Origin of the sequence: Mycobacterium sp. (assembly GCF_044342925.1) — a bacterium.
In the GTDB taxonomy this organism is placed as follows: Bacteria; Actinomycetota; Actinomycetes; order Mycobacteriales; family Mycobacteriaceae; genus Mycobacterium.
In genome coordinates, this window is record NZ_JBIIOV010000047.1 from 1 (window position 1) to 19522 (window position 19522).

Here is a 19522-nt window from a genome sequence, read left to right on the forward strand (position 1 = left end):
AAACGCGGGCTGGCGGCTGATCACCACCCAGCTCAACCACGAACGGGTCATGCTGGGCCCGGCCGGCAAGATCGCCGGGCTCTACGACCGGGTGCACGCGTGGGCGTCCAAGCCCGGCGGCGACGGAGTGACGCCCATCGACCGGGACGACGTCCGTCGCGCGCTCGGCGAGATCCGGGCGATCTGGCGGATCAACGAATTGTTCAACTGGCAGGTCGCGGCGGCGGGGGAGACCGTCGACATCGCCGACGCCGCCGCCACCAAAGTGTTCTCCACCGAACGCATTCAGCGGATCGGACGCCTGGCCGAGGAGATCGTCGGCAGGTACGGCAACCCCGCCGAGGAGGAGACTGCCGAACTGCTCACCTGGTTGGACGCCCAGACCAAGCGCAACCTCGTCATCACCTTCGGCGGCGGCGTCAACGAGGTGATGCGCGAGCAGGTGGCAGCTGCGGGACTCGGTGTGCCCAGGGTTCCGCGGTGATGAGCGCTTGCGCGAAGAACGGTCTGCGATGAGTGTGGCGGACATCCAGCGGGCCGCCGAGCGGATCAAGGCCGAGGGAAAGAGCAAGCCGCGCAAGGGCCGACATCCGGTTAACCAGCCGATGGTCGATCACTGGCTGGACGCCATCGGCGACAGGAATCCGATCTACACCGACGCCGCCGCAGCGAAAGTCGCCGGACATCCCGGCGTCGTAGCCCCGCCGGCCATGATCCAGGTCTGGACCATGGCAGGGCTGGGTGGCCAGCGGGCCGACGACGATCCGCTGAGCAAAATCATGCAACTGTTCGACGACAACGGCTACGTCGGCGTCGTCGCCACCAACTGCGAGCAGACCTACTACCGCTATCTGCGCCCCGGTGAGGAGGTCAGCGTCGCCGCGGAACTGACCGACGTCGTCGGCCCGAAGCAGACCGCGCTGGGGGAGGGCTTCTTCATCACCCAGAAGATCACCTGGTCGGTCGGTGATGACGGCAACGAGCCAGTGGCGGACATGATCTGGCGGATCATGAAGTTCCGGCCGAAGGATCAAGCGGCGCAATCGGAATCGGCTGTCGCAGCGGTGCCCGCTGACCTGGACCCTGAGGTGATGATTCGTCCAGCGGTGTCGAAGGACACCCAGTTCTTCTGGGACGGAATCAACGCCCACGAGTTGCGCATCCAGAAGCGTCCCGATGGCACCCTGCAGCACCCGCCCGTGCCGGCGATCTGGCAGGACGCGAAAAGAGAAGTGGCACCGTCCGACTATCTTGTCGCCAGTGGTCGGGGCACCGTGTACAGCTACGTGGTGCATCACGCCCCGCGGGTGCCCGGCCGTACGCTTCCGTTCGTCATCGCGCTGGTGGAACTCGAGGAGGGAGTGCGGATGCTCGGTGAGCTCCGCGGCGTCGAACCGGCGGCCGTCCAGATCGGGATGCCCGTCCGCGCAACCTATATCGACTTTCCGGCCGGGGATAGCGGCCCGGCGTGGACGTTGTACGCCTGGGAGGCGGCGTCATGACACCCGCAGTGGGCATGAAACTGCCCGAACTGTCGCTGTACGGCGATCCCACCTTCATCGTCTCGACGGCGATCGCCACCCGGGATTATCAGGATGTCCACCACGACCGGGACAAGGCGCAGGCCAAGGGTTCCAAGGACATCTTCGTCAACATCCTCACCGACACCGGCCTGGTGCAGCGCTACCTCACCGACTGGGCCGGTCCCGCCGCGAGAATCAAGTCCATCGGTCTGCGGCTCGGCGTGCCGTGGTACGCCTATGACACCGTGACCTTCACCGGTGAGGTCACCGACGTCGACGACGGGCTGGTCACCGTGAAAGTCGTTGGCAGCAATAGCCTCGGCGACCACATCGTCGCCACCGCGACGCTCACGCTGGCGGGTTCGGCATGACCGGAGCCCTGTCCGGCAAGGCCGCCATCGCCGGCATCGGAGCCACCGACTTCTCCAAGGATTCGGGTCGCAGTGAGTTGCGGCTGGCTGCCGAGGCAGTGCTCGACGCGCTCGACGACGCCGGGCTGACACCCGCCGATGTTGACGGCATGGTCACTTTCACCATGGACTCCAACACCGAGGTGGCCGTCGCGCGGGCAGCGGGGATCGGGGAGCTGAAGTTCTTCTCCAAGGTCCACCACGGCGGCGGGGCGGCGTGCGCCACCATCCAGCAGGCGGCCATGGCGGTAGCCACCGGGGTGGCGGACTGTGTTGTGGCGTACCGGGCGTTCAACGAGCGGTCCGGCATGCGGTTCGGCCAGGTGCAGCTCCGACTGATCCAGGGCTCGGATTCCACGAGCGTGGACAACTCGTACTCCTACCCGCACGGGCTGTCGACGCCGGCAGCTCAGGTCGCAATGATCGCACGGCGCTACATGCACGCCTCAGGGGCCACCAGCCGCGACTTCGGCGCCATCTCGGTCGCCGATCGGCGGCACGCCGCCAACAACCCGAAGGCCTACTTCTACGGCAAGCCGATCACCATCGAGGACCATCAGAACTCGCGCTTCATCGCCGAGCCGCTGCGTCTGCTGGACTGCTGCCAAGAGACCGACGGCGGCGTCGCGATCGTCGTCGTCTCTGCCGAGCGGGCAAAGGATCTCAAGCACCGCCCGGCTGTCGTCGAAGCGGCGGCGCAAGGTTCGAGCCCCGACCAGTACTCGATGGTCAGCTACTACCGGCCTGAACTCGGCCTACCGGAAATGGGGTTGGTCGGGCGGCAGCTGTGGCAGCAGTCCGGCCTGACGCCGGCTGATATCCAGACCGCTGTCCTTTATGACCACTTCACCCCCTTCACACTGATTCAGTTGGAGGAGTTGGGGTTCTGCGCCAACGGCGACGCTAAGGACTTCATCGCCGGAGGTGCCATCGAGATCGGCGGGCGGCTGCCCATCAACACCCACGGCGGCCAACTCGGCGAGGCCTATATCCACGGTATGAACGGCATTGCCGAGGGTGTGCGCCAGTTGCGAGGCAGCTCCGTCAACCAGGTCGACGGCGTCGAGCATGTGCTCGTCACTGCGGGTACCGGGGTCCCGACCTCGGGTCTAATCCTGGGCTGAGGCGTTGGCGCGGGTGCCGGGCGCCGGCGTCCATGAGCGAGGCAGGCTAGACCGGCAGCACTTCGACGTCGGAGAGCACGGTGACGTTGTCGCGGCCGGGTGCGGTCACCACGCCGACGTACCGGCCGTCGTCCTGCCACGCGCTGAGCCGGATCGTCTCGCCTGGGAACACCACGCCGGCGAACCGCGCGCCGTAGCCCCCGACCCGGGAAGCGTCACCGTCGAGCACCGCGTCGACGAGCGCCTTGCAGGTCATGCCGTAGGTGCACAGCCCGTGCAGAATCGGCCGGGGAAATCCTGCCGCCGCGGCGAATTCCGGGTCGGAGTGCAGGGGATTGCGGTCTCCGCACATCCGATACAACAGGGCCTGCTGCGGCAGCACCGGGATGTCGATCTGAATGTCGGGCTCGCGATCAGGCATCGCCACAGTGGCCGACGGACCGCGGTCCCCGCCAAAGCCGCCTTCACCCCGGGCGAAGATCGACCGCTTGGCGGTCCAGAGCACGGTTCCGCCAGGGTCGGTCACCGCGGTCTCGGTGAGGATCACCGCCGCTTTGCCCTTATCCCAGATGTCGGTGATCCGGGAGACTGCCCGCGCCGACCCGCTCGGCGGCAACGGTGCGGCAACGGTGACAGCCTCGCTGGCGTGAAGCACCCGGCTCAGCTCGATATCGATGCCCGGGAAGCTCACCCGCGGCACCTCGGTCATGTGGAAGCTGGCGGCCACGCTGCTGAACGTCGGCAGCACCTGCGGGGCGCCGTCGGTCAGGTAGCGCAGCTCACGAGGGTCCATCGGATCGGCTCCCGCGCCCAACGCCAGGTGATACAGCTGCACATCGCTACTGCGCCAGAAGAATTCGACCGGCTCCAACTCCGCTCCGAGCGCGGTATCCAGATCGATCGGCATCTCACGCGTTCCGGGCGAGGTGCAGCGCCGCCAGGTACCCGAACGTCATGGCCGGCCCGATGGTCCCACCGGGGCCGGGGTAGGTATGCCCCATCACCGGCGCGCTGACGTTTCCGGCCGCGTAGAGGCCCTCGATCACCGAGCCGTCGTCCCGCAACGCCCGCCCGTGGACGTCGGTACTGATGCCGCCTTTGGTACCGAGGTCACCCGGCACCAGTTTGGCGGCGTAGTAGGGCGGTTGACTGATCTCGCCGAGGTTGGGGTTGAGCTTGTTGGTGGGGTCTCCGTAGTAACGGTCGTATGCGCTCTCGCCGCGGTGATAGTCGGCGTCGTTACCACTGCGGGCGAAGCCGTTGAAACGCTGAACAGTGGAACGGAATTCATCCACCGGCATACCGGTCTGGCGGGCGAGCTCGTCGATGGTGTCCGCCTTGACGATGACCCCGGAATCCAGCCACTTCGTCGGGATCCGCTGACCGGGTTGCAGACCGGCGAAGATGTAGCGATCCCGGTAGCGCTGGTCGAACACCAGCCAGGCCGGCACGTTCTCGCCGGGACCGGAGCCCTGGCCGTACTCGCCGCCGTACATCCGATGGCACGCTTCGACATACGGCATCGACTCGTTCATGAAGCGCTTGCCGGCCATATTGACGATGATCGATCCGGGTGAGTTCCGTTCGGACAGTGCGAACCACGGCTTACCCTCCAGCGGCACCGTGGGGCCCCACCAAGCGTCTTCCATGAGTTCCAGAGCAGCACCGAGCTTTTCGGCTGCGACGATCCCGTCACCGGTATTCGCCGCCGCTCCGACGGTCCATTCCGTGCTGATCGGCTCGCGCTGGTACTTGCGCCGCATCGACTCGTTGTGTTCGAATCCGCCGCTGCCGAGGATCACCCCGCGGCGAGCCCGGATCAGCCGGGGTTCATCGGACTCGGGCGCACCGGTGTCGCGGACGTAGATACCGCGCACCACGCCGTCCTCGACGTAGAGATCGGTCAGTGCGGTGTTGAGTAGCACCGGGACTCCGGCGTCGCGCAGGCCGATGCGCAACGGCGCGATCAACGCCCGGCCCATGCCAACGAGGTTCTTGCCGCGCGCGTTGGCCAACGCGCAGCGTGCGCCCACCTTAAGGCTGCGCAGCACCCCGCGCGGATGGCGCTTCATCTGGTTGAGCCGCACGTAATCCTGCTGCATCACGACGACGTTGAGTGGAACCTTCCCGTAGGCGGGCTCCAGGCCGGCCTCATCAGGCCCGAGTTTCTTGGCGTCGAAGGGCAGCGGTTCGATCGAACGGCCTCCAGCCCGGCCGCCCGGCTGCTCGGGGTAGTAGTCGGAGTAGCCGGGGACCCAGCACATCTTCAGCGGCGTGTGGGCCAAGACGAACGAGAGCATCTCCGGGCTGTGTTCGAGGTAGGCGTCGATCTTCTCCGGCGGCACGATGTCGCCGACAATGCTGCGCAGGTACGTGCGGGCGGCTTCTTTGGTGTCGGTGACACCGTCGCGCTTGAGGATCTCGTTGTTGGGAATCCATACGCCGCCGCCGGAACGGGCCGTCGACCCGCCGAAGTGTGCGGCCTTCTCTACGACCACCGCGGATAATCCCTGATGGGCGGCTGTCAGAGCGGCGACCATGCCGGCCGCGCCGCTTCCGACTACGACGACGTCAAACTCCAGGGCAGTCATACTAGAACACGTTATAGAATCGCACCATGCGGGCGCTACTGACGCCCCGCTGACATTAACGAGGGGACTTGCAGGGGAATGCTGAGCAGCGCTACTCGTGCCGAACTCGCCGCCGAGCTCGCCGAAGCCGAACGGACCCGGGCGCCCCTGAACCCGTTGACGGCCGGTCATCTGGGTATCGACGTGGTGGACGCCTACGAGATTCAGCTGATCAACATCCGGCGGCGAGTGGCTGAGGGCGCTGTCGTGGTCGGCCACAAGGTCGGCCTGTCGTCGGAGGCCATGCAGCAGATGATGGGCGTCGACGAACCCGACTACGGGCATCTGCTCGCCGACATGGAGGTCTTCGAAGACGTGCCGGTCGAGGCCTCGAGATACCTCTACCCGCGGGTCGAGGTCGAGGTCGGTTTCCTGCTCGCTGACGACCTGCCCGGCGCAGGGTGCACCGAGGACGACGTGCTCGCGGCGACCGCTGCCTTCGCCCCGGCCATCGAGCTGATCGACACCCGGATCAAGGACTGGAAGATCGGCCTGTGCGACACCATCGCCGACAACGCGTCCTCGGCCGGGTTCGTGCTCGGGTCACAGCGGGTGTCGCCCAAGGACGTCGACATCACCGGTATCGACGCGGTTCTCACCCGCAACGGCGAGGTGGTGGCCGAAGGCCGCAGCGACGCGGTCCTCGGCAACCCGGTGACCGCGGTGGCATGGCTCGCCCGCAAGGTGGACAGCTTCGGCGTCCGGCTCAAGGCCGGCGACATCGTGCTGCCGGGATCGTGCACCCGCGCCATCGACGCCCGGCCCGGTGACCAGTTCGTCGCCGACTTCACCGGCCTGGGTTCGGTCCGATTGTCGTTCCGGTAAGGGAGAAGCCCAGTGGCTCAGAAGAAGTCGGTCGCCATCGTCGGCTCGGGCAACATCAGCACCGATCTGATGTACAAGCTGCTCCGGTCGCAGTGGCTGGAGCCGCGCTGGATGATCGGCATCGACCCGAACAGCGAGGGCCTGGCCCGCGCTCGCCAGCACGGCCTGGAGACCAGTCACCAGGGTGTCGACTGGCTGCTCGAACAACCCGAGAAACCTGACATGGTGTTCGAGGCCACCTCGGCCTACGTGCACAAGGCCGCCGCGCCGCGCTACGCCGAGGCCGGGATCACCGCGATCGACCTCACCCCGGCCGCTGTCGGGCCGGGGGTGGTGCCGCCGGCCAACCTCACCGAGTATCTCGACGCCCCGAACGTCAACATGGTCACCTGCGGCGGCCAGGCGACCATCCCGATCGTCTACGCGGTATCGCGGGTCGTCAAGGTTCCGTACGCGGAGATCGTCGCGTCGGTGGCCTCGGTATCCGCCGGCCCGGGTACCCGAGCTAACATCGACGAGTTCACTAAGACCACCAGCGCCGGAGTGCAGAGCATCGGCGGCGCCGCCCGGGGCAAGGCCATCATCATCCTCAATCCGGCCGATCCGCCGATGATCATGCGCGACACCATCTTCTGCGAGATCCCCGAGGAAGCGGACCACGACGCGATCACCGCCTCGATCCGCGACGTGGTGGCCGAGGTGCAGACCTATGTGCCCGGCTACCGGCTGCTCAACGAGCCGCAGTTCGACGGCCCGTCGGTGGTCAACGGGGGCCGGCATGTGGTGACCACGTTCATCGAGGTGCAAGGCGCCGGGGACTATCTGCCCCCGTATGCGGGCAATCTGGACATCATGACCGCGGCGGCCACCAAGGTCGGCGAGGAGATCGCCAAGCAATCCATGGATGAGCGCTTGCGCGAAGACCAGTCCATGGATGAGCGCTTGCGCGAAGACCAGTCCATGGATGAGCGCCCGCGCGAAGACCAGACCAGAACAGCTCGCGGAGGGGCACGATGAGCGCTCACATCTGGGACGTCCGGATCACCGACACCTCGCTGCGGGACGGTTCACACCACAAACGTCACCAGTTCACCAAAGAGGAAGTGCACAGCATCGTCGCCGCCCTCGACGCCGCCGGGGTGCCGGTGATCGAGGTGACCCACGGCGACGGTCTCGGCGGGTCCAGTTTCAACTACGGCTTCTCCAAAACCCCTGAGCAGGAACTGATCAAGCTCGCCGCCGAGACCGCCACCGAAGCGAAGATCGCCTTCCTGATGCTGCCCGGGGTGGGCACCAAGGACGACATCCGCCAGGCCCAGGACAATGGCGGGTCCATCTGCCGCATCGCCACCCACTGCACCGAGGCCGACGTCTCCATCCAGCACTTCGGGCTGGCCCGCGAACTCGGCCTGGAAACCGTCGGGTTCCTCATGATGGCCCACACCATCGCACCGGAGAAGCTCGCCAAGCAGGCCCGGATCATGGCCGACGCCGGCTGCCAGTGCGTCTACGTCGTCGACTCTGCCGGTGCGCTGGTGCTCAGCGATGTCGCCGACCGGGTGTCGGCACTGGTCGCGGAATTGGGGTCGGATGCTCAAGTCGGTTTTCATGGCCACGAAAACCTCGGCCTGGGCGTAGCCAACTCGGTGGAGGCCGTGCGGGCCGGGGCCAAGCAGATCGACGGCAGCTGCCGCCGATTCGGGGCCGGTGCCGGCAACGCCCCGGTCGAGGCGCTCATCGGCGTCTTCGACAAGATCGGTGTCAAGACCGGGATCGATTTCTTCGACATCGCCGACGCCGCAGAAGAAGTCGTCGCCAAGGCGATGCCCGCCGAGTGTCTGCTCGACCGCAACGCGCTCATCATGGGCTACTCCGGCGTCTACTCCAGCTTCCTCAAGCACGCCATCCGCCAGTCCGAGCGTTACGGGGTGCCGGCCCACCAACTGCTGCACCGGGCCGGACAGCGCAAACTCATCGGCGGCCAGGAGGACCAACTCATCGACATCGCCCTGGAAATCCAGCGCGAGCAGAACGACCGCGACCGGGAACAGTCCTGACGACACCTGATCGGGCCCGCGCCCAAACGATCCTCGAACAACTCGCCGGGGACGGCGCCACGCTGCGCGACGACCAGTGGACCGCCATCGAAGCCCTTGTGGTGCAACGACGCCGGGCGCTGGTGGTGCAGCGGACCGGCTGGGGCAAGTCAGCGGTGTACTTCATCGCCGCCAAGCTGCTCCGCGAACAGGGCCGCGGCGCCACCGTGATCGTCTCCCCGCTACTGGCCCTGATGCGCAACCAGGTGGCCGCCGCTCAACGCGCCGGGGTACGCGCGGCCACCATCAACTCCGGCAACGTCACCGAGTGGGAGGATATCCACCGCTGGGTCGCCGACGGCGACGTCGATGTGCTGCTGGTGAGTCCGGAGCGGTTGAACAACCCCGAGTTCCGCGACAACGTCCTGCCCGCGTTGGCCGCCGACGCCGGCCTGGTCGTGGTCGACGAAGCCCACTGTGTATCGGACTGGGGCCATGACTTCCGGCCGGACTACCGCCGCATCCGCACCCTGATCGCCGAACTTGGTGCCGGCACGCCGGTGCTCGCCACCACAGCCACCGCCAACGACCGGGTGGTCGAGGACATCGCCGCGCAACTCGGCGTCGGCGAAGCCGACACGACGAACCTGAGTGGCGGCGCCGACACCCTGGTGCTGCGCGGCGGTCTGGACCGCCAATCCCTGCACCTGTCGGTCGTGCGGATCGCCTCGGCCGCGCAGCGGGTGGCCTGGATTGCCGCACAACTGAATTCGCTCGACGGCTCCGGCATCATCTACACGCTCACCGTCGCCGGCGCCCGGGACCTGGCCGCGCTGCTGCGGGACTTCGGCCATGACGTGGCGGCCTACACCGGGGCCACCGACCCGACCGAGCGCGAGCAACTCGAAGCCGACCTGCTGGCAAACCGGGTCAAGGCCCTGGTGGCGACGTCCGCCCTCGGAATGGGATTCGACAAACCCGACCTCGGCTTTGTCATCCACCTCGGGGCGCCGTCGTCGCCGATCTCCTACTACCAGCAGGTGGGCCGCGCAGGCCGGTCCACCGCACAGGCCCAGGTGATCCTGCTGCCCGGTCGAGAGGATGCCGATATCTGGCGCTACTTCGCCTCGGTGGCCTTCCCGTCAGAACCCATGGTGCGCAGGGTGATCGACGTCCTCGACCCCGATCGGGCGCAGTCGACCGCGGCGCTGGAACCGCTGGTCGACCTCGGCCGGTCTCGGCTGGAGATGGTGCTGAAGGTGCTCGACGTCGACGGCGCGGTACGTCGGGTGAAAGGCGGCTGGGTCAGCACCGGCCATTCGTGGATCTACGACGAGTCCCGCTACCGCAGACTCGACGAGGCCCGCCGTCGTGAACAGCAGGCGATGCTCGACTACGAGGTCACCGACGGATGTCGGATGGCGTTTCTGCGGGCACAGTTGGACGATCCCGAACTCGCCGAGGGTGAGCGCTGCGGCCGTTGCGATAACTGCGGAGGGGCCAGTCCCGCCGCGGACGTGGCGGCCGCCACCGTCGACGCCGCCGAGCAGCGGTTGCGCCGGCCCGGGATCGAGATCAGCCCACGCAAACAGTGGCCCACCGGAATGGTGAAACTCGGTATCGACCTCAGCGGCCGGATCACCGACGGACCGGTGCCCGGGCGAACCATCGGACGGCTCACCGACCTGGGTTGGGGAACTCGGCTGCGGCGGCTTCTCGACGAACCCGACCAGCCCGTCCCCGCCGAGATGCTCAAGGCCGCCGTCGCGGTACTTGCCGACTGGAACTGGGCGACCCGGCCCGTCGCTGTGATGGGCATCGACTCGTCCACGCACCCGGTACTGATCGGTTCGCTGGTCGACGGCCTGGCCGAGCTGGGCCGACTGACCAACCTCGGCATGCTGAGCTACAGCCCCGGCCGGCGGCCGGTGACGGCGGCCAACTCCGCCTACCGGGTGGCGGCGCTGTCCGGTGCATGGTCCGAACCCGAGATCGCCGGCCTCACCGGACCGGTGCTGCTGATCGACGACGTCACCGACACCGGCTGGACGTTGACGATGGCCGCCCGGGTGCTGCGGCACGCTGGGGTCGCCGAAGTGCTTCCCTTCACCCTGGCCAGCACGAACTGAGCGGTTGACGACCCACTAGAACAGGTTCTAAATTCCCTGAAAGGAGGTCCGTTGCCGATGTACGCACAGCCGCTGCTGGACGCCATCGCCGAGGCCGAGCAACTCGTCCGCGATGCGCCCCACATCGACACCGAAGCCGACCTGCTCGAAGGACTGCAGTACCTGGCCGGGGGCATTGCGGCCTGCACCCACATCGCCTTCGATTACGACCGCGATCATCCGTTCCTGCAATCCGGCACCGGACCATTCACCAAGATGGGGCTGGACAATCCCGACACCCTGTATTTCGGCACCCGGGTGCGGGCCGGGCACGAGTACGTCGTGAACGGAACGCGAGGCACCACAACGGATCTCAGTTTTCAACTGCTCGGCGGGGAATACACCGAAACGGGCGTCCCTGACAGTGAGACGGCGTTCGACGACCGCAAGCTCGACATCGCCGCCGACGGGACGTTCGAATGGCGGTTCACACCGGCAGCCAACGCGCAGCTGGTGATCCGCGAGGTCTACAACGACTGGTCGGCCAGACGCGGGACGGTCACCATCGCGCGCACCGACACCGCCGGCATCGCGCCGCCCTCGCTGACCAGGGAAGTCATCGAGAAGCGTTGGGCCGCAGCGGGTAAGCAGCTGGTGCGGCGGGTCAGGACCTGGCTGCAATTTCCGCAATGGTTCTACCTGAACATCCCGGTCAACACCATGGTGCCGCCGCGGCTTACCCCCGGGGGCCTGGCCACCCAGTACTCCTCGGCCGGTCACTTCGAGCTGACGCCCGACCAGGCCCTGCTGATCACTCTGCCGGTGACCGATGCGCCCTACCTGGGATTCCAGCTGGGCAGTCTCTGGTACATCTCGCTGGACTACATCAACCACCAGACGTCGCTGAACGGCACTCAGGCCCAAGCGGATCAGGACGGCAAGATCCGCATCGTGGTGGCCGACCGCAACCCGGGTGTGACGAACTGGGTGGAGACCACCGGCCACCGGAGAGGGATACTCCAGTTCCGTTGGCAGCGGGTGTCGCGTCCGCTCACCGAGGCCGACGGGCCGACGGTGGAACTCGTCGATGTCTCCGATGTTCCGGCGCGTCTGCCGTTCTACGAAGACAACAGGATTCCCGACGACGACTGGCGGGCGCGGATCGCGTTGCGGCAGAAGCAGATCGCCGAGAGGATGGTGGGCTGACCATGGCCGGCATGCTGGAGAACAAGGTGGTGGTGATCAGCGGCGTCGGCCCTGCGCTGGGCACAACGCTGGCCCGGCGCTGCGCGGAAGCCGGAGCGGATCTTGTCCTGGCGGCGCGAACAGCCGGTCGACTCGACGACGTCGCCGGACAGGTCAGCGCGCTGGGCCGACGGGCGCTGGCGGTCACCACCGACATCACCGACGACGAGCAGGTCGACAATCTGGTGCGGTGCAGCCTTGACCAGTACGGCAAGGTCGACGTGCTGATCAACAACGCCTTCCGGGTTCCGTCGATGAAGCCGCTGGCCGACACCACCTTTCAGCACATTCGTGACGCCATCGAACTGACCGTACTGGGGGCGTTGCGGCTGATTCAGGGCTTCACCCCCGCCCTGGCGGAGGGCGGTGGTTCGGTGGTCAACGTCAACTCGATGGTCATCCGGCACTCACAGCCCAAGTACGGCGCTTACAAGATGGCCAAATCGGCGCTGCTGTCCATGTCCCAGTCACTGGCCACCGAACTCGGCGACAAGGGGATACGCGTCAATTCGGTTGCTCCGGGCTATATCTGGGGTGAGACCCTGAAGAGCTACTTCAACCACCAGGCAGGCAAGTACGGCGCCACCGTCGAGCAGATCTACGCCGCGACCGCCGCCCAGTCCGACCTCAAGAGACTGCCGACCGAGGACGAGGTGGCCTCGGCCATCCTGTTCCTGGCCAGCGATCTTTCCAGCGGGATCACCGGCGTGACCCTGGACGTCAATTGCGGGGAGTACAAGCCATGACCCCCCGCACGGATGTCGGCATCGTCGAGGACCTGAAGGCTTCGGCGGTCAGGACCGTCGGCCTCGACGATTTCGGCAGTGACGACGACAACTATCTCGAAGCCCTCTCGGTGCTATTGGAGTCCTACCGACGCGAAGCCGACTTCACCGAGCTCGGCAGCAAGATGTCACGGTTCTTCCTGCGCAACGCGCTGGTGGCCCGCTTGCTCAGCGAGGCGTCCTGGAAGCAGCACCCGAGTCACGTCGACGTGCCGATCACCGCGCCGATCTTCGTGACCGGCCTGCCGCGCACCGGAACCACCGCGCTGCACCGCCTGCTGTGCGGTGACCCCGGACACCAAGGGCTGGAGTTGTGGCTGGCAGAGTTCCCACAGCCGCGTCCACCGCGTGAGACCTGGCCGCATAACCCGGTTTTCGTCGAACTGCAGTCCCGGTTCGCCAAGGCGCACCAGGAGAACCCGGATTACACCGGCCTGCACTTCATGACCGCCGACGAGGTCGAGGAATGCTGGCAGCTACTACGGCAGTCGGTGCACTCGGTCTCCTACGAAACACTCGCCCACGTGCCCACCTACGCGCAGTGGCTGGCCCAGCAGAATTGGACGAAGCCCTATCAGCGGCACCGCAGGAACCTGCAGCTGATCGGCCTCAACGATCCCGAGAAGCGCTGGGTGCTTAAGAATCCCAGCCATCTGTTCGCCCTCGACGCACTGCTGGCCACCTACCCGGACGCATTGGTCATCCAGTGTCACCGGCCGGCCGAGACCATCATGGCTTCGATGTGCTCGCTGGCCCAGCACACCACCGCGGGCTGGTCGAACGCATTCGTCGGTGCCACCATCGGAGCCGATTCGCTGGAGACCTGGTCACGCGGTTTGCAGCGCTTCAACGCGGTCCGTGCCACCGCCAACCCGGCGCAGTTCTGCGACGTCGACTACGCCGAGCTGATCCGGGATCCGATCAGAACGGTGCGCAACATTTACTCGCACTTCGGGATCGAGCTGACCGACGCCGCCCACGGGGCCATCCGGGCCACCGACGAGGAGAGCAAGCGTGGACCGCGAGCACCCAAACACACCTACTCGCTGGCCGACTACGGCCTGACCGAGGAACAGGTCAGGGAGCGGTTCGCTGGTCTGTAGGTCGCCTGTCTGTAGTCCGCCGGTCAGCCGTCGCCCGGTGCCGGGGCGCTGGAGTACTCCTCCAAACACCCTTCGGCCACCGCGTGTTTGATGCTGTCGGACAACCGTGGACACGATGGCACCTGGGCGCTGCTGCCGCCGCCGGCGCGGACCTCGGCGAAGTAGGCGCAACGCCCCGACGCGGCGGCGTTCCACTGCACCGCGGTATAGGGCGCCCCCAGCTTCTTCACCTTCACCGAGGCGTGGCAGAACCGGCAGTCCACCTCGGCCAGCCCGGCGGTGAGGTAGCGCTCGCGGTCGCGGCGGGTCGCATCGTGCACGGCCGCCGCCCGAGCGGGGTCGTTGGCGAAATCCGGTGCCTTCGACCAGGTGCCGACGTCGTCGGGATCACCGGGGCGATGCTCGTCGTCATGCGGGCCGTGCAGCAGCAGCATCGACCGGGTGAGTTCGTCGACATCGGGCGGCTGCTTGTCGGTCATGACGTCGGCTGCCCGGCCTCCGCTGACTCGGCCCCTTGGTCGGCCTCCGCGGCCTCCGCTTGCCGGCGCAGGTTCTCCTCCACCTCGACATGCCACTTCTCGTTGGCCTTGGTGGTGTCCACCTCCAGCTCGAACCGATCGGTCATGTCCGGGTAAATGTCGGCGATGTCGACGTAGAACTGCTGATACCAGCGGCGCATCTGGTAGACCGCGCCGTCCTCCTCCACCAGCAGGGGATTCTCGATGCGGGTCTTGTGCTTCCAGATCTCGACGTCCTGCAGGAACCCCTTGCTGACCCCCTTGGTCATCTCGTGCGAGAGCCGCTGCACCAGGGACTCGTCGAGCCCCTTGGGCTTCTGCACCATCACGCCCCACTGCAACATGAAGGAGTCCTGCGTGACGGGGTAGTGGCAGTTGATCAGGATGGACTCGGCCTTGAAGTCGCCGTAGGTGTTGTGCAGCCAGTTGATCATGAACGACGGCCCGAAGTAGCTGGCCTCGGAGTCCAGATGCGACTCGCCGTAGGCGGTGCCCATCCCGCCGACGTCGGGCCGTCCGACGTTGTGCAGGTACTGCGTGGCGATGTGGCCCTCGAAGACGTTCTTGAAGTAGGTCGGCAGACCGAAATGGATGTAATAGAAGTGCGCCATGTCGGTGACGTTGTCGACGATCTCGCGGCAATTGGAGCCCTCGATCAGCATCGAGTTCCAGTTCCAGTCGGTCCACTCGCCGCTGGACCACTCCGGGATTTCCGGGATGCGGACTTCCGGCTGCGGCGGGTTGCCCTCGTGGTCGTGCCAGACGAACAGCAGTCCGCCGCGGACATCGGTGTGCCAGGAGCGGGTCTTCGCCAGCTTCGGCGTGCGCTTGGCGTAGGGCACCAGCTTGCAGCGACCGTCGCCGCCCCAGCGCCAGTCGTGGAACGGGCAGGCGACCTGGTCGCCCTTGATGGTGCCCTGCGAGAGGTCACCGCCCATGTGCCGGCAATAGGCGTCGAGGACGTGCAGGTTGTTCTCGGAATCAGCGAAAACGACGAGCTTGGTGCCGAAGGCGTGGATCGGGTGCGGCTGACCGTCCAGGTAGGTCTGCACCAGGCCCATGCAGTGCCAGCCGCGGGCGTACCGGTCCGGCAGGGTACCGGTGTCGATCTCACGAATGTCGGTGGTCATGTGGCCCCTCCGCCGTATGTCTCTAACTAGAACACGTTACAGTTTTCCTGCGGCGCTGCGCAATGAGTCAGACGGCTGTCCCGGAAACCGCGCGGTAGACGGCGACTTCGTTGGACATGACGGTCGGGCTTGTCGTGTATACATGGCCGATGCCGATGTACTCCTTCGAGGGCCGGTCGCCCAAGGTCGACCCCACCGCCTTCGTCGCCCCCACCGCCGTCCTCGTCGGCGACGTCACCGTGGAGGCCGGGGCATCGGTATGGTTCAACGTGGTGCTGCGCGGCGATTACGCCCCCGTGGTCATCCGGGAGGGCGCCAACGTCCAAGACGGGTCGGTGTTGCACGCCCCGCCCGGCATTCCGGTGGACGTCGGCCCCGGTGCGACCATCGCCCACATGTGCACCATCCACGGCGCGAACATCGGTGCCGAGGCGCTGATCGCCAATCACTGCACGGTGCTCGACGGCGCAGTGATCGGCGCGCACAGTCTGGTCGCCGCCCATTCGCTTGTCGTCGGCGGCACCCATGTTCCACCCGAGGTGGTGGTTACCGGTGCGCCGGCCAAGGTCAAGGGGCCGATCGCGGGAACGCGTTCGGAGATGTGGGTGAACGCCAACGCCCAGGCGTACCGGGACCTAGCGCAGCGATACCTGGCCGGACTGGGCTCGGTGGATCACGATCAAGCGGATCAGGACGCGGACGAGGGCTTGTCGGAGCCGACGACCCACATCGAGTAGTACTGCGAGCCGCCGCCGTAGGCGTGGCCCAACGCTTTTCGCGCTCCGGGCACCTGGTGCTCACCGGCCTTGCCCATCACCTGGATGGCGGCTTCGGCGAAGCGGATCATGCCGGACGCCCCGATCGGATTGGACGACAGCACGCCTCCGGAGGGGTTCACCGGGATCCGGCCGTCGATCGCCGTCTCGCCGGCCTCGGTGAGTTTCCATCCCTCGCCCTCGGGGGCGAAGCCGAGATTCTCCAGCCACATCGGCTCGAACCAGGAAAAGGGCACATAGATCTCCGCCACGTCGATCTCGTCGATCGGGCTGGTGATCCCGGCGTCCCGCCACAACGCCGCGGCGGCGTCCCGCCCGGCTTGCGGGTTGACCTGATCGCGACCGGAGTAGGCGATCGGCTCCGTTCGCAGCGCGGTGGCGTGGACCCAGGCCACCGGATGGCCGTCGGCCACCCGCCTGTCGGCGCTGAGCTCGTCACCGATGACGATGGCGGCCGCACCGTCGGAGGAAGGGCAGGTTTCGTCGAAACGAATTGGATCCCAGAGCATCTGGGAGGACATCACCTTCTCCAAGGTGATGTCGGGCTGGTGCAGATGCGCCAGCGGATTTTTGGCGCCGTTGAGCCGATCCTTGACCGCCACCATCGCGCCGATGTGCGCCGGCGCGCCCGAGCGGCGCATGTAGGCACGGATGTGGGGGGCGAAATACCCGCCCGCTCCGGCCCCGACCGGCTTGGTGAACGGGACTGGAATCGACAGCGCCCACATCGCGTTGGACTCCGACTGCTTCTCCCAGGCCACCGCCAGCACCCGCCGGTACCGGCCCGACTGCACCAGGCTCGCCGCCACCACTGCGGTGGAACCGCCCACCGATCCGGCGGTGTGCACCCGGATCAACGGTTTCCCGGTGGCGCCCATCGCGTCGGCCATGAAAAGCTCGGGCATCATCACGCCCTCGAAGAAGTCGGGTGCTTTGCCCACGACCACGGCGTCGATGTCGTCGAGGGTCGATCCGCTGTCGGCCAGCGCCTTGTCGATCGCCTCTCGGACGAGCCCGTTCATCGAGACGTCGGTCCGCTTGGCGACGTACTTGGTCTGTCCGGTGCCCAGCACCGCGGCCAGATGCTTCTCAGCCATCTGCGCCACTCCTCCGCATCGCGCGTAACTCGCTCTGCATCGTCGTCGGCGCGCCCATCAGTCCTTACCTTCCAGTACTGCGACCAGATTCTGTTGCAGCACAGGGCCTCCAGTGGAGTGGGCGAGCACCCGCTGAGCCGAACCGTCGAAGATGTGCCGGGCGGCGAAGCCGATGCGCTCCAGCCCGGTGGAGAACATCGGGTTGGCCGCCAGCGCCCCGCCGGACGGGTTGACCCTCGTGCCGGGCCCGAGGCCGATCGCCTCGGTGAGGATCAACTGCTGATGAGTGAACGGCGCGTATACCTCTGCGACGTCGATGGCGCCGGTGTCACCACCGGTGGCCGCCCTGGCGCAGGCCGCCGTCGACGGCGAGGTGGTCAAGTCCCGTGCACCGAACACGGGAGTCTCGATACGGTGCTCGAAACCCGTTATCCAGGCTGGTCGTTCGCGTAATTCACGTGCTCGCTCATCAGCAGCGATCACGACGACAGAGGCGCCGTCGGTGATCGGTGCGATGTCGTGACGGTGTAGGGGATCGGCGAAGAACGGCCGGCTCAGCAGTTCATCGATGCTCGAAGCGGGCTGCTCGGAGTCGGTGCGCGGCGCGGCGGTAAGAGAATCCAGGGCGACCTGTGCCATCTGCTGCTGGGTCCACTTGCGCGAATCCAGGCCGAGTCGGGCCTGAAGACCGGCCAGCGACACCGCATCCGGCATCAAAGGGGCGACGGTGTAGGGGTCGGTCTGCAGCGCCAGTACCCGCCGGAGGGTCCCGGCGCTGGACTTGCCGAACCCGTACACCAGCGCGGTCTCCACCTGGCCGGTGAGCACCTTGATGTAGGCCTCGTAGAGGGCCCATGCCGCGTCCATTTCCACGTGCGATTCGTTGATCGGCGGGATCGCACCGATGGAGTCGATCGCGTTGAGGAATGAAAATGCCCGGCCCGCAAGATAATCCGACGATCCCGAGCACCAGAAGCCGATATCCGACTGGCTGATTCCCAAGTCGGCATAAACCTCGGCGAAGCACGGCATCAGCATCTCCACGCCGTTGGTGGTGCCCTCTGTCCGCCGGACGTGCGGTGCGTGCGCGAAGCCGACGACGGCAACTTCTCTGGTCATAGGTGCGTTCATGCCTTCACAGGTGGTGCTTGTAGGTGTCGTAGTCGGCATCGGGTTCGCCGGTGGGCCGGAAGTGATCGATGTTGTCGATCCCGAAATCCCGTTCCTCGAACGGCTTCCACACTGCCTCGACCCGCATCCCCATCCGTACGTCCGCCGCGTCGACCTCGGTGACCAGGTGCAGGAACGGGATGTCGGCGCCGTCGAGCAGAACGTAGGCCGCCACATACGGCGGCTTGATCTTCTGCCCCGCGAACGGGATGTTGATGATCGCGAACGTGGTCACCGTTCCCTTGTCTGGAAGCTCGACGAAGTGGTCCAGTGCCCTGCCGGTGGCCGGATCAGCCTCGCGTGGAGGGAAGTACACCTTGCCGTTCTCGCCGGACCGCGCGCCGAGCAGGATCCCCTCCCGCATCGCCCGCAGGAAGGTGCTCTCCGGCCGCGACGCGGTGTGCTGGACGGCGAGGCTGCAGGGGGACACCACCACGGTGACCGGGTCGCGCTCGTCGACCGTCTCCGCGACAGGCTCCGGTGAGTCACCGGGAACGAAGTAAGCGATGTCGGTGATGGCGCCCACCGGTTCGTCGACCCAGTGGGCATGCACGCGGTCTCCGGTGCCGACCTCACCGTCGACCGCGTGCAGCAGTGCGGTGTCCGCGCCGTCGAGCTGGATCAGTGCCCAGTTGAACGGCCGGTCGAGCGGCTGGCCCTCCAGCGGCTCGGCTTGCCGGCTCCATGACAGCACCGTTCCGACACTGGCGACCGGAACGATCTCGGTCAGCGGCGCACAGGTCACCGGGTCGTACTCGACCACCGGAACATGCACCCGTCCGTCGGAGCCGCGGATGCCCACAATGCGGCGCCCGCGTAACGCGGTGAAGAACGCACTCAGGGTCGGACCGACCGAACGGGTGTAGTCGAACGACAGTGTCAGCGGCGCCGAGAGCGGGGGCTCGTGGGAATCTATGAAGGCCATTAACGCCGGACTGTTCTGGCTGACGCTCACAGCATCGAGTAGAACAGGTTCTAGGAATCGTGGCAAGGATCGCGAAAGTGTCCCCTCCGAGGGGCAGGGAAGGCGGCAGTAGATGAG

16 protein-coding genes and 3 pseudogenes are annotated in these 19522 nt (G+C 66.6%); 12 read left to right on the forward strand and 7 right to left on the reverse strand.

All coding sequences use genetic code 11. The features are described 5' to 3' along the window. The 4 genes and pseudogenes from fadE29 to ltp2 form a co-directional block, all read left to right on the forward strand. Positions 1-484 (forward strand): annotated as a pseudogene (fadE29, locus tag ADBZ6I_RS07125) (acyl-CoA dehydrogenase FadE29); the annotation flags it as partial. A gap of 28 nt (positions 485-512) precedes the next feature. Next, positions 513-1502, forward strand: coding sequence for an OB-fold domain-containing protein (locus ADBZ6I_RS07130; RefSeq protein WP_526382283.1), 990 nt, complete (start codon positions 513-515; stop codon positions 1500-1502). Further along, positions 1499-1894: a MaoC family dehydratase gene (locus tag ADBZ6I_RS07135; RefSeq protein ID WP_526382285.1), complete on the forward strand. Its 396-nt coding sequence runs from the start codon at positions 1499-1501 to the stop codon at positions 1892-1894. The genes ADBZ6I_RS07130 and ADBZ6I_RS07135 overlap by 4 nt, the downstream gene beginning before the upstream one ends. Continuing rightward, complete coding sequence (ltp2, locus tag ADBZ6I_RS07140) at positions 1891-3057, forward strand: 17-hydroxy-3-oxo-4-pregnene-20-carboxyl-CoA lyase (protein WP_526382287.1); 1167 nt, start codon at positions 1891-1893, stop codon at positions 3055-3057. Before ADBZ6I_RS07135 ends, ltp2 begins: the two co-directional genes overlap by 4 nt. 46 nt (positions 3058-3103) lie before the next feature. Here ltp2 and chsH3 read toward each other — a convergent pair whose 3' ends face one another. Then, the gene (gene chsH3 / locus ADBZ6I_RS07145) at positions 3104-3964 is read right to left on the reverse strand and encodes an enoyl-CoA hydratase ChsH3 (protein WP_526382289.1); all 861 of its coding nucleotides are present in this window, start codon (positions 3962-3964) and stop codon (positions 3104-3106) included. Between the two features lies 1 nt (position 3965). Continuing rightward, entirely contained in the window at positions 3966-5648 is a 1683-nt protein-coding gene (gene kstD / locus ADBZ6I_RS07150; protein WP_526382291.1) for a 3-oxosteroid 1-dehydrogenase, read from the reverse strand. Positions 5649-5726: 78 nt separating this feature from the next. On the opposite strand from kstD, the gene ADBZ6I_RS07155 reads away from it, so the two are divergent. From ADBZ6I_RS07155 to ADBZ6I_RS07185, 7 genes and pseudogenes are all read left to right on the forward strand, one after another. Then, positions 5727-6512 (forward strand): 2-keto-4-pentenoate hydratase, encoded by a 786-nt coding sequence (locus ADBZ6I_RS07155; protein WP_526382293.1) that lies wholly within the window; start codon positions 5727-5729, stop codon positions 6510-6512. A 12-nt stretch (positions 6513-6524) separates the two neighbouring features. Further along, a pseudogene (locus tag ADBZ6I_RS07160) lies at positions 6525-7415 on the forward strand (acetaldehyde dehydrogenase (acetylating)); the annotation flags it as partial. 110 nt (positions 7416-7525) lie between these two features. Further along, positions 7526-8569, forward strand: coding sequence for a 4-hydroxy-2-oxovalerate aldolase (gene dmpG, locus ADBZ6I_RS07165; RefSeq protein WP_526382296.1), 1044 nt, complete (start codon positions 7526-7528; stop codon positions 8567-8569). After that, a complete protein-coding gene (locus ADBZ6I_RS07170; protein ID WP_526382317.1) occupies positions 8566-10677 on the forward strand; it encodes a RecQ family ATP-dependent DNA helicase in 2112 nt (703 codons plus the stop codon). Before dmpG ends, ADBZ6I_RS07170 begins: the two co-directional genes overlap by 4 nt. Before the next feature lie 57 nt (positions 10678-10734). Beyond that, positions 10735-11862 (forward strand): hypothetical protein, encoded by a 1128-nt coding sequence (locus ADBZ6I_RS07175; RefSeq protein WP_526382299.1) that lies wholly within the window; start codon positions 10735-10737, stop codon positions 11860-11862. A 2-nt stretch (positions 11863-11864) separates the two neighbouring features. Further along, positions 11865-12647, forward strand: coding sequence for an SDR family NAD(P)-dependent oxidoreductase (locus ADBZ6I_RS07180; RefSeq protein ID WP_526382302.1), 783 nt, complete (start codon positions 11865-11867; stop codon positions 12645-12647). After that, the gene (locus tag ADBZ6I_RS07185; protein ID WP_526382305.1) at positions 12644-13789 is read left to right on the forward strand and encodes a sulfotransferase; all 1146 of its coding nucleotides are present in this window, start codon (positions 12644-12646) and stop codon (positions 13787-13789) included. The genes ADBZ6I_RS07180 and ADBZ6I_RS07185 overlap by 4 nt, the downstream gene beginning before the upstream one ends. Positions 13790-13812: 23 nt before the next feature. On the opposite strand, the gene ADBZ6I_RS07190 is transcribed toward ADBZ6I_RS07185, so the two are convergent. Together ADBZ6I_RS07190 and ADBZ6I_RS07195 are read right to left on the reverse strand one after the other, a co-directional pair. Next, positions 13813-14268: a hypothetical protein gene (locus ADBZ6I_RS07190; protein ID WP_526382307.1), complete on the reverse strand. Its 456-nt coding sequence runs from the start codon at positions 14266-14268 to the stop codon at positions 13813-13815. Continuing rightward, positions 14265-15437 carry a 3-ketosteroid-9-alpha-hydroxylase subunit A gene (locus ADBZ6I_RS07195; protein WP_526382309.1) on the reverse strand — a complete coding sequence of 391 codons (1173 nt, stop codon included), beginning with the start codon at positions 15435-15437 and terminating at the stop codon, positions 14265-14267. The genes ADBZ6I_RS07190 and ADBZ6I_RS07195 overlap by 4 nt, the downstream gene beginning before the upstream one ends. A gap of 149 nt (positions 15438-15586) precedes the next feature. On the opposite strand from ADBZ6I_RS07195, the pseudogene ADBZ6I_RS07200 reads away from it, so the two are divergent. Further along, positions 15587-16099, forward strand: a pseudogene (locus ADBZ6I_RS07200) (gamma carbonic anhydrase family protein); the annotation flags it as partial. A 26-nt stretch (positions 16100-16125) separates the two neighbouring features. On the opposite strand, the gene ADBZ6I_RS07205 reads toward ADBZ6I_RS07200, so the two are convergent. From ADBZ6I_RS07205 to ADBZ6I_RS07215, 3 genes are read right to left on the reverse strand one after another with little or no spacing between them, the layout of a single operon-like run. Continuing rightward, on the reverse strand, positions 16126-17310 hold the full coding sequence (locus ADBZ6I_RS07205; protein WP_526382311.1) for a thiolase family protein: 1185 nt from the start codon (positions 17308-17310) through the stop codon (positions 16126-16128). A 57-nt stretch (positions 17311-17367) separates the two neighbouring features. Continuing rightward, a complete protein-coding gene (locus ADBZ6I_RS07210) occupies positions 17368-18429 on the reverse strand; it encodes a beta-ketoacyl-[acyl-carrier-protein] synthase family protein (RefSeq protein ID WP_526382313.1) in 1062 nt (353 codons plus the stop codon). A gap of 16 nt (positions 18430-18445) precedes the next feature. Further along, positions 18446-19435, reverse strand: a complete 990-nt coding sequence (locus tag ADBZ6I_RS07215; RefSeq protein ID WP_526382315.1) for a Zn-ribbon domain-containing OB-fold protein — start codon at positions 19433-19435, stop codon at positions 18446-18448. Positions 19436-19522 lie beyond the last annotated feature (87 nt).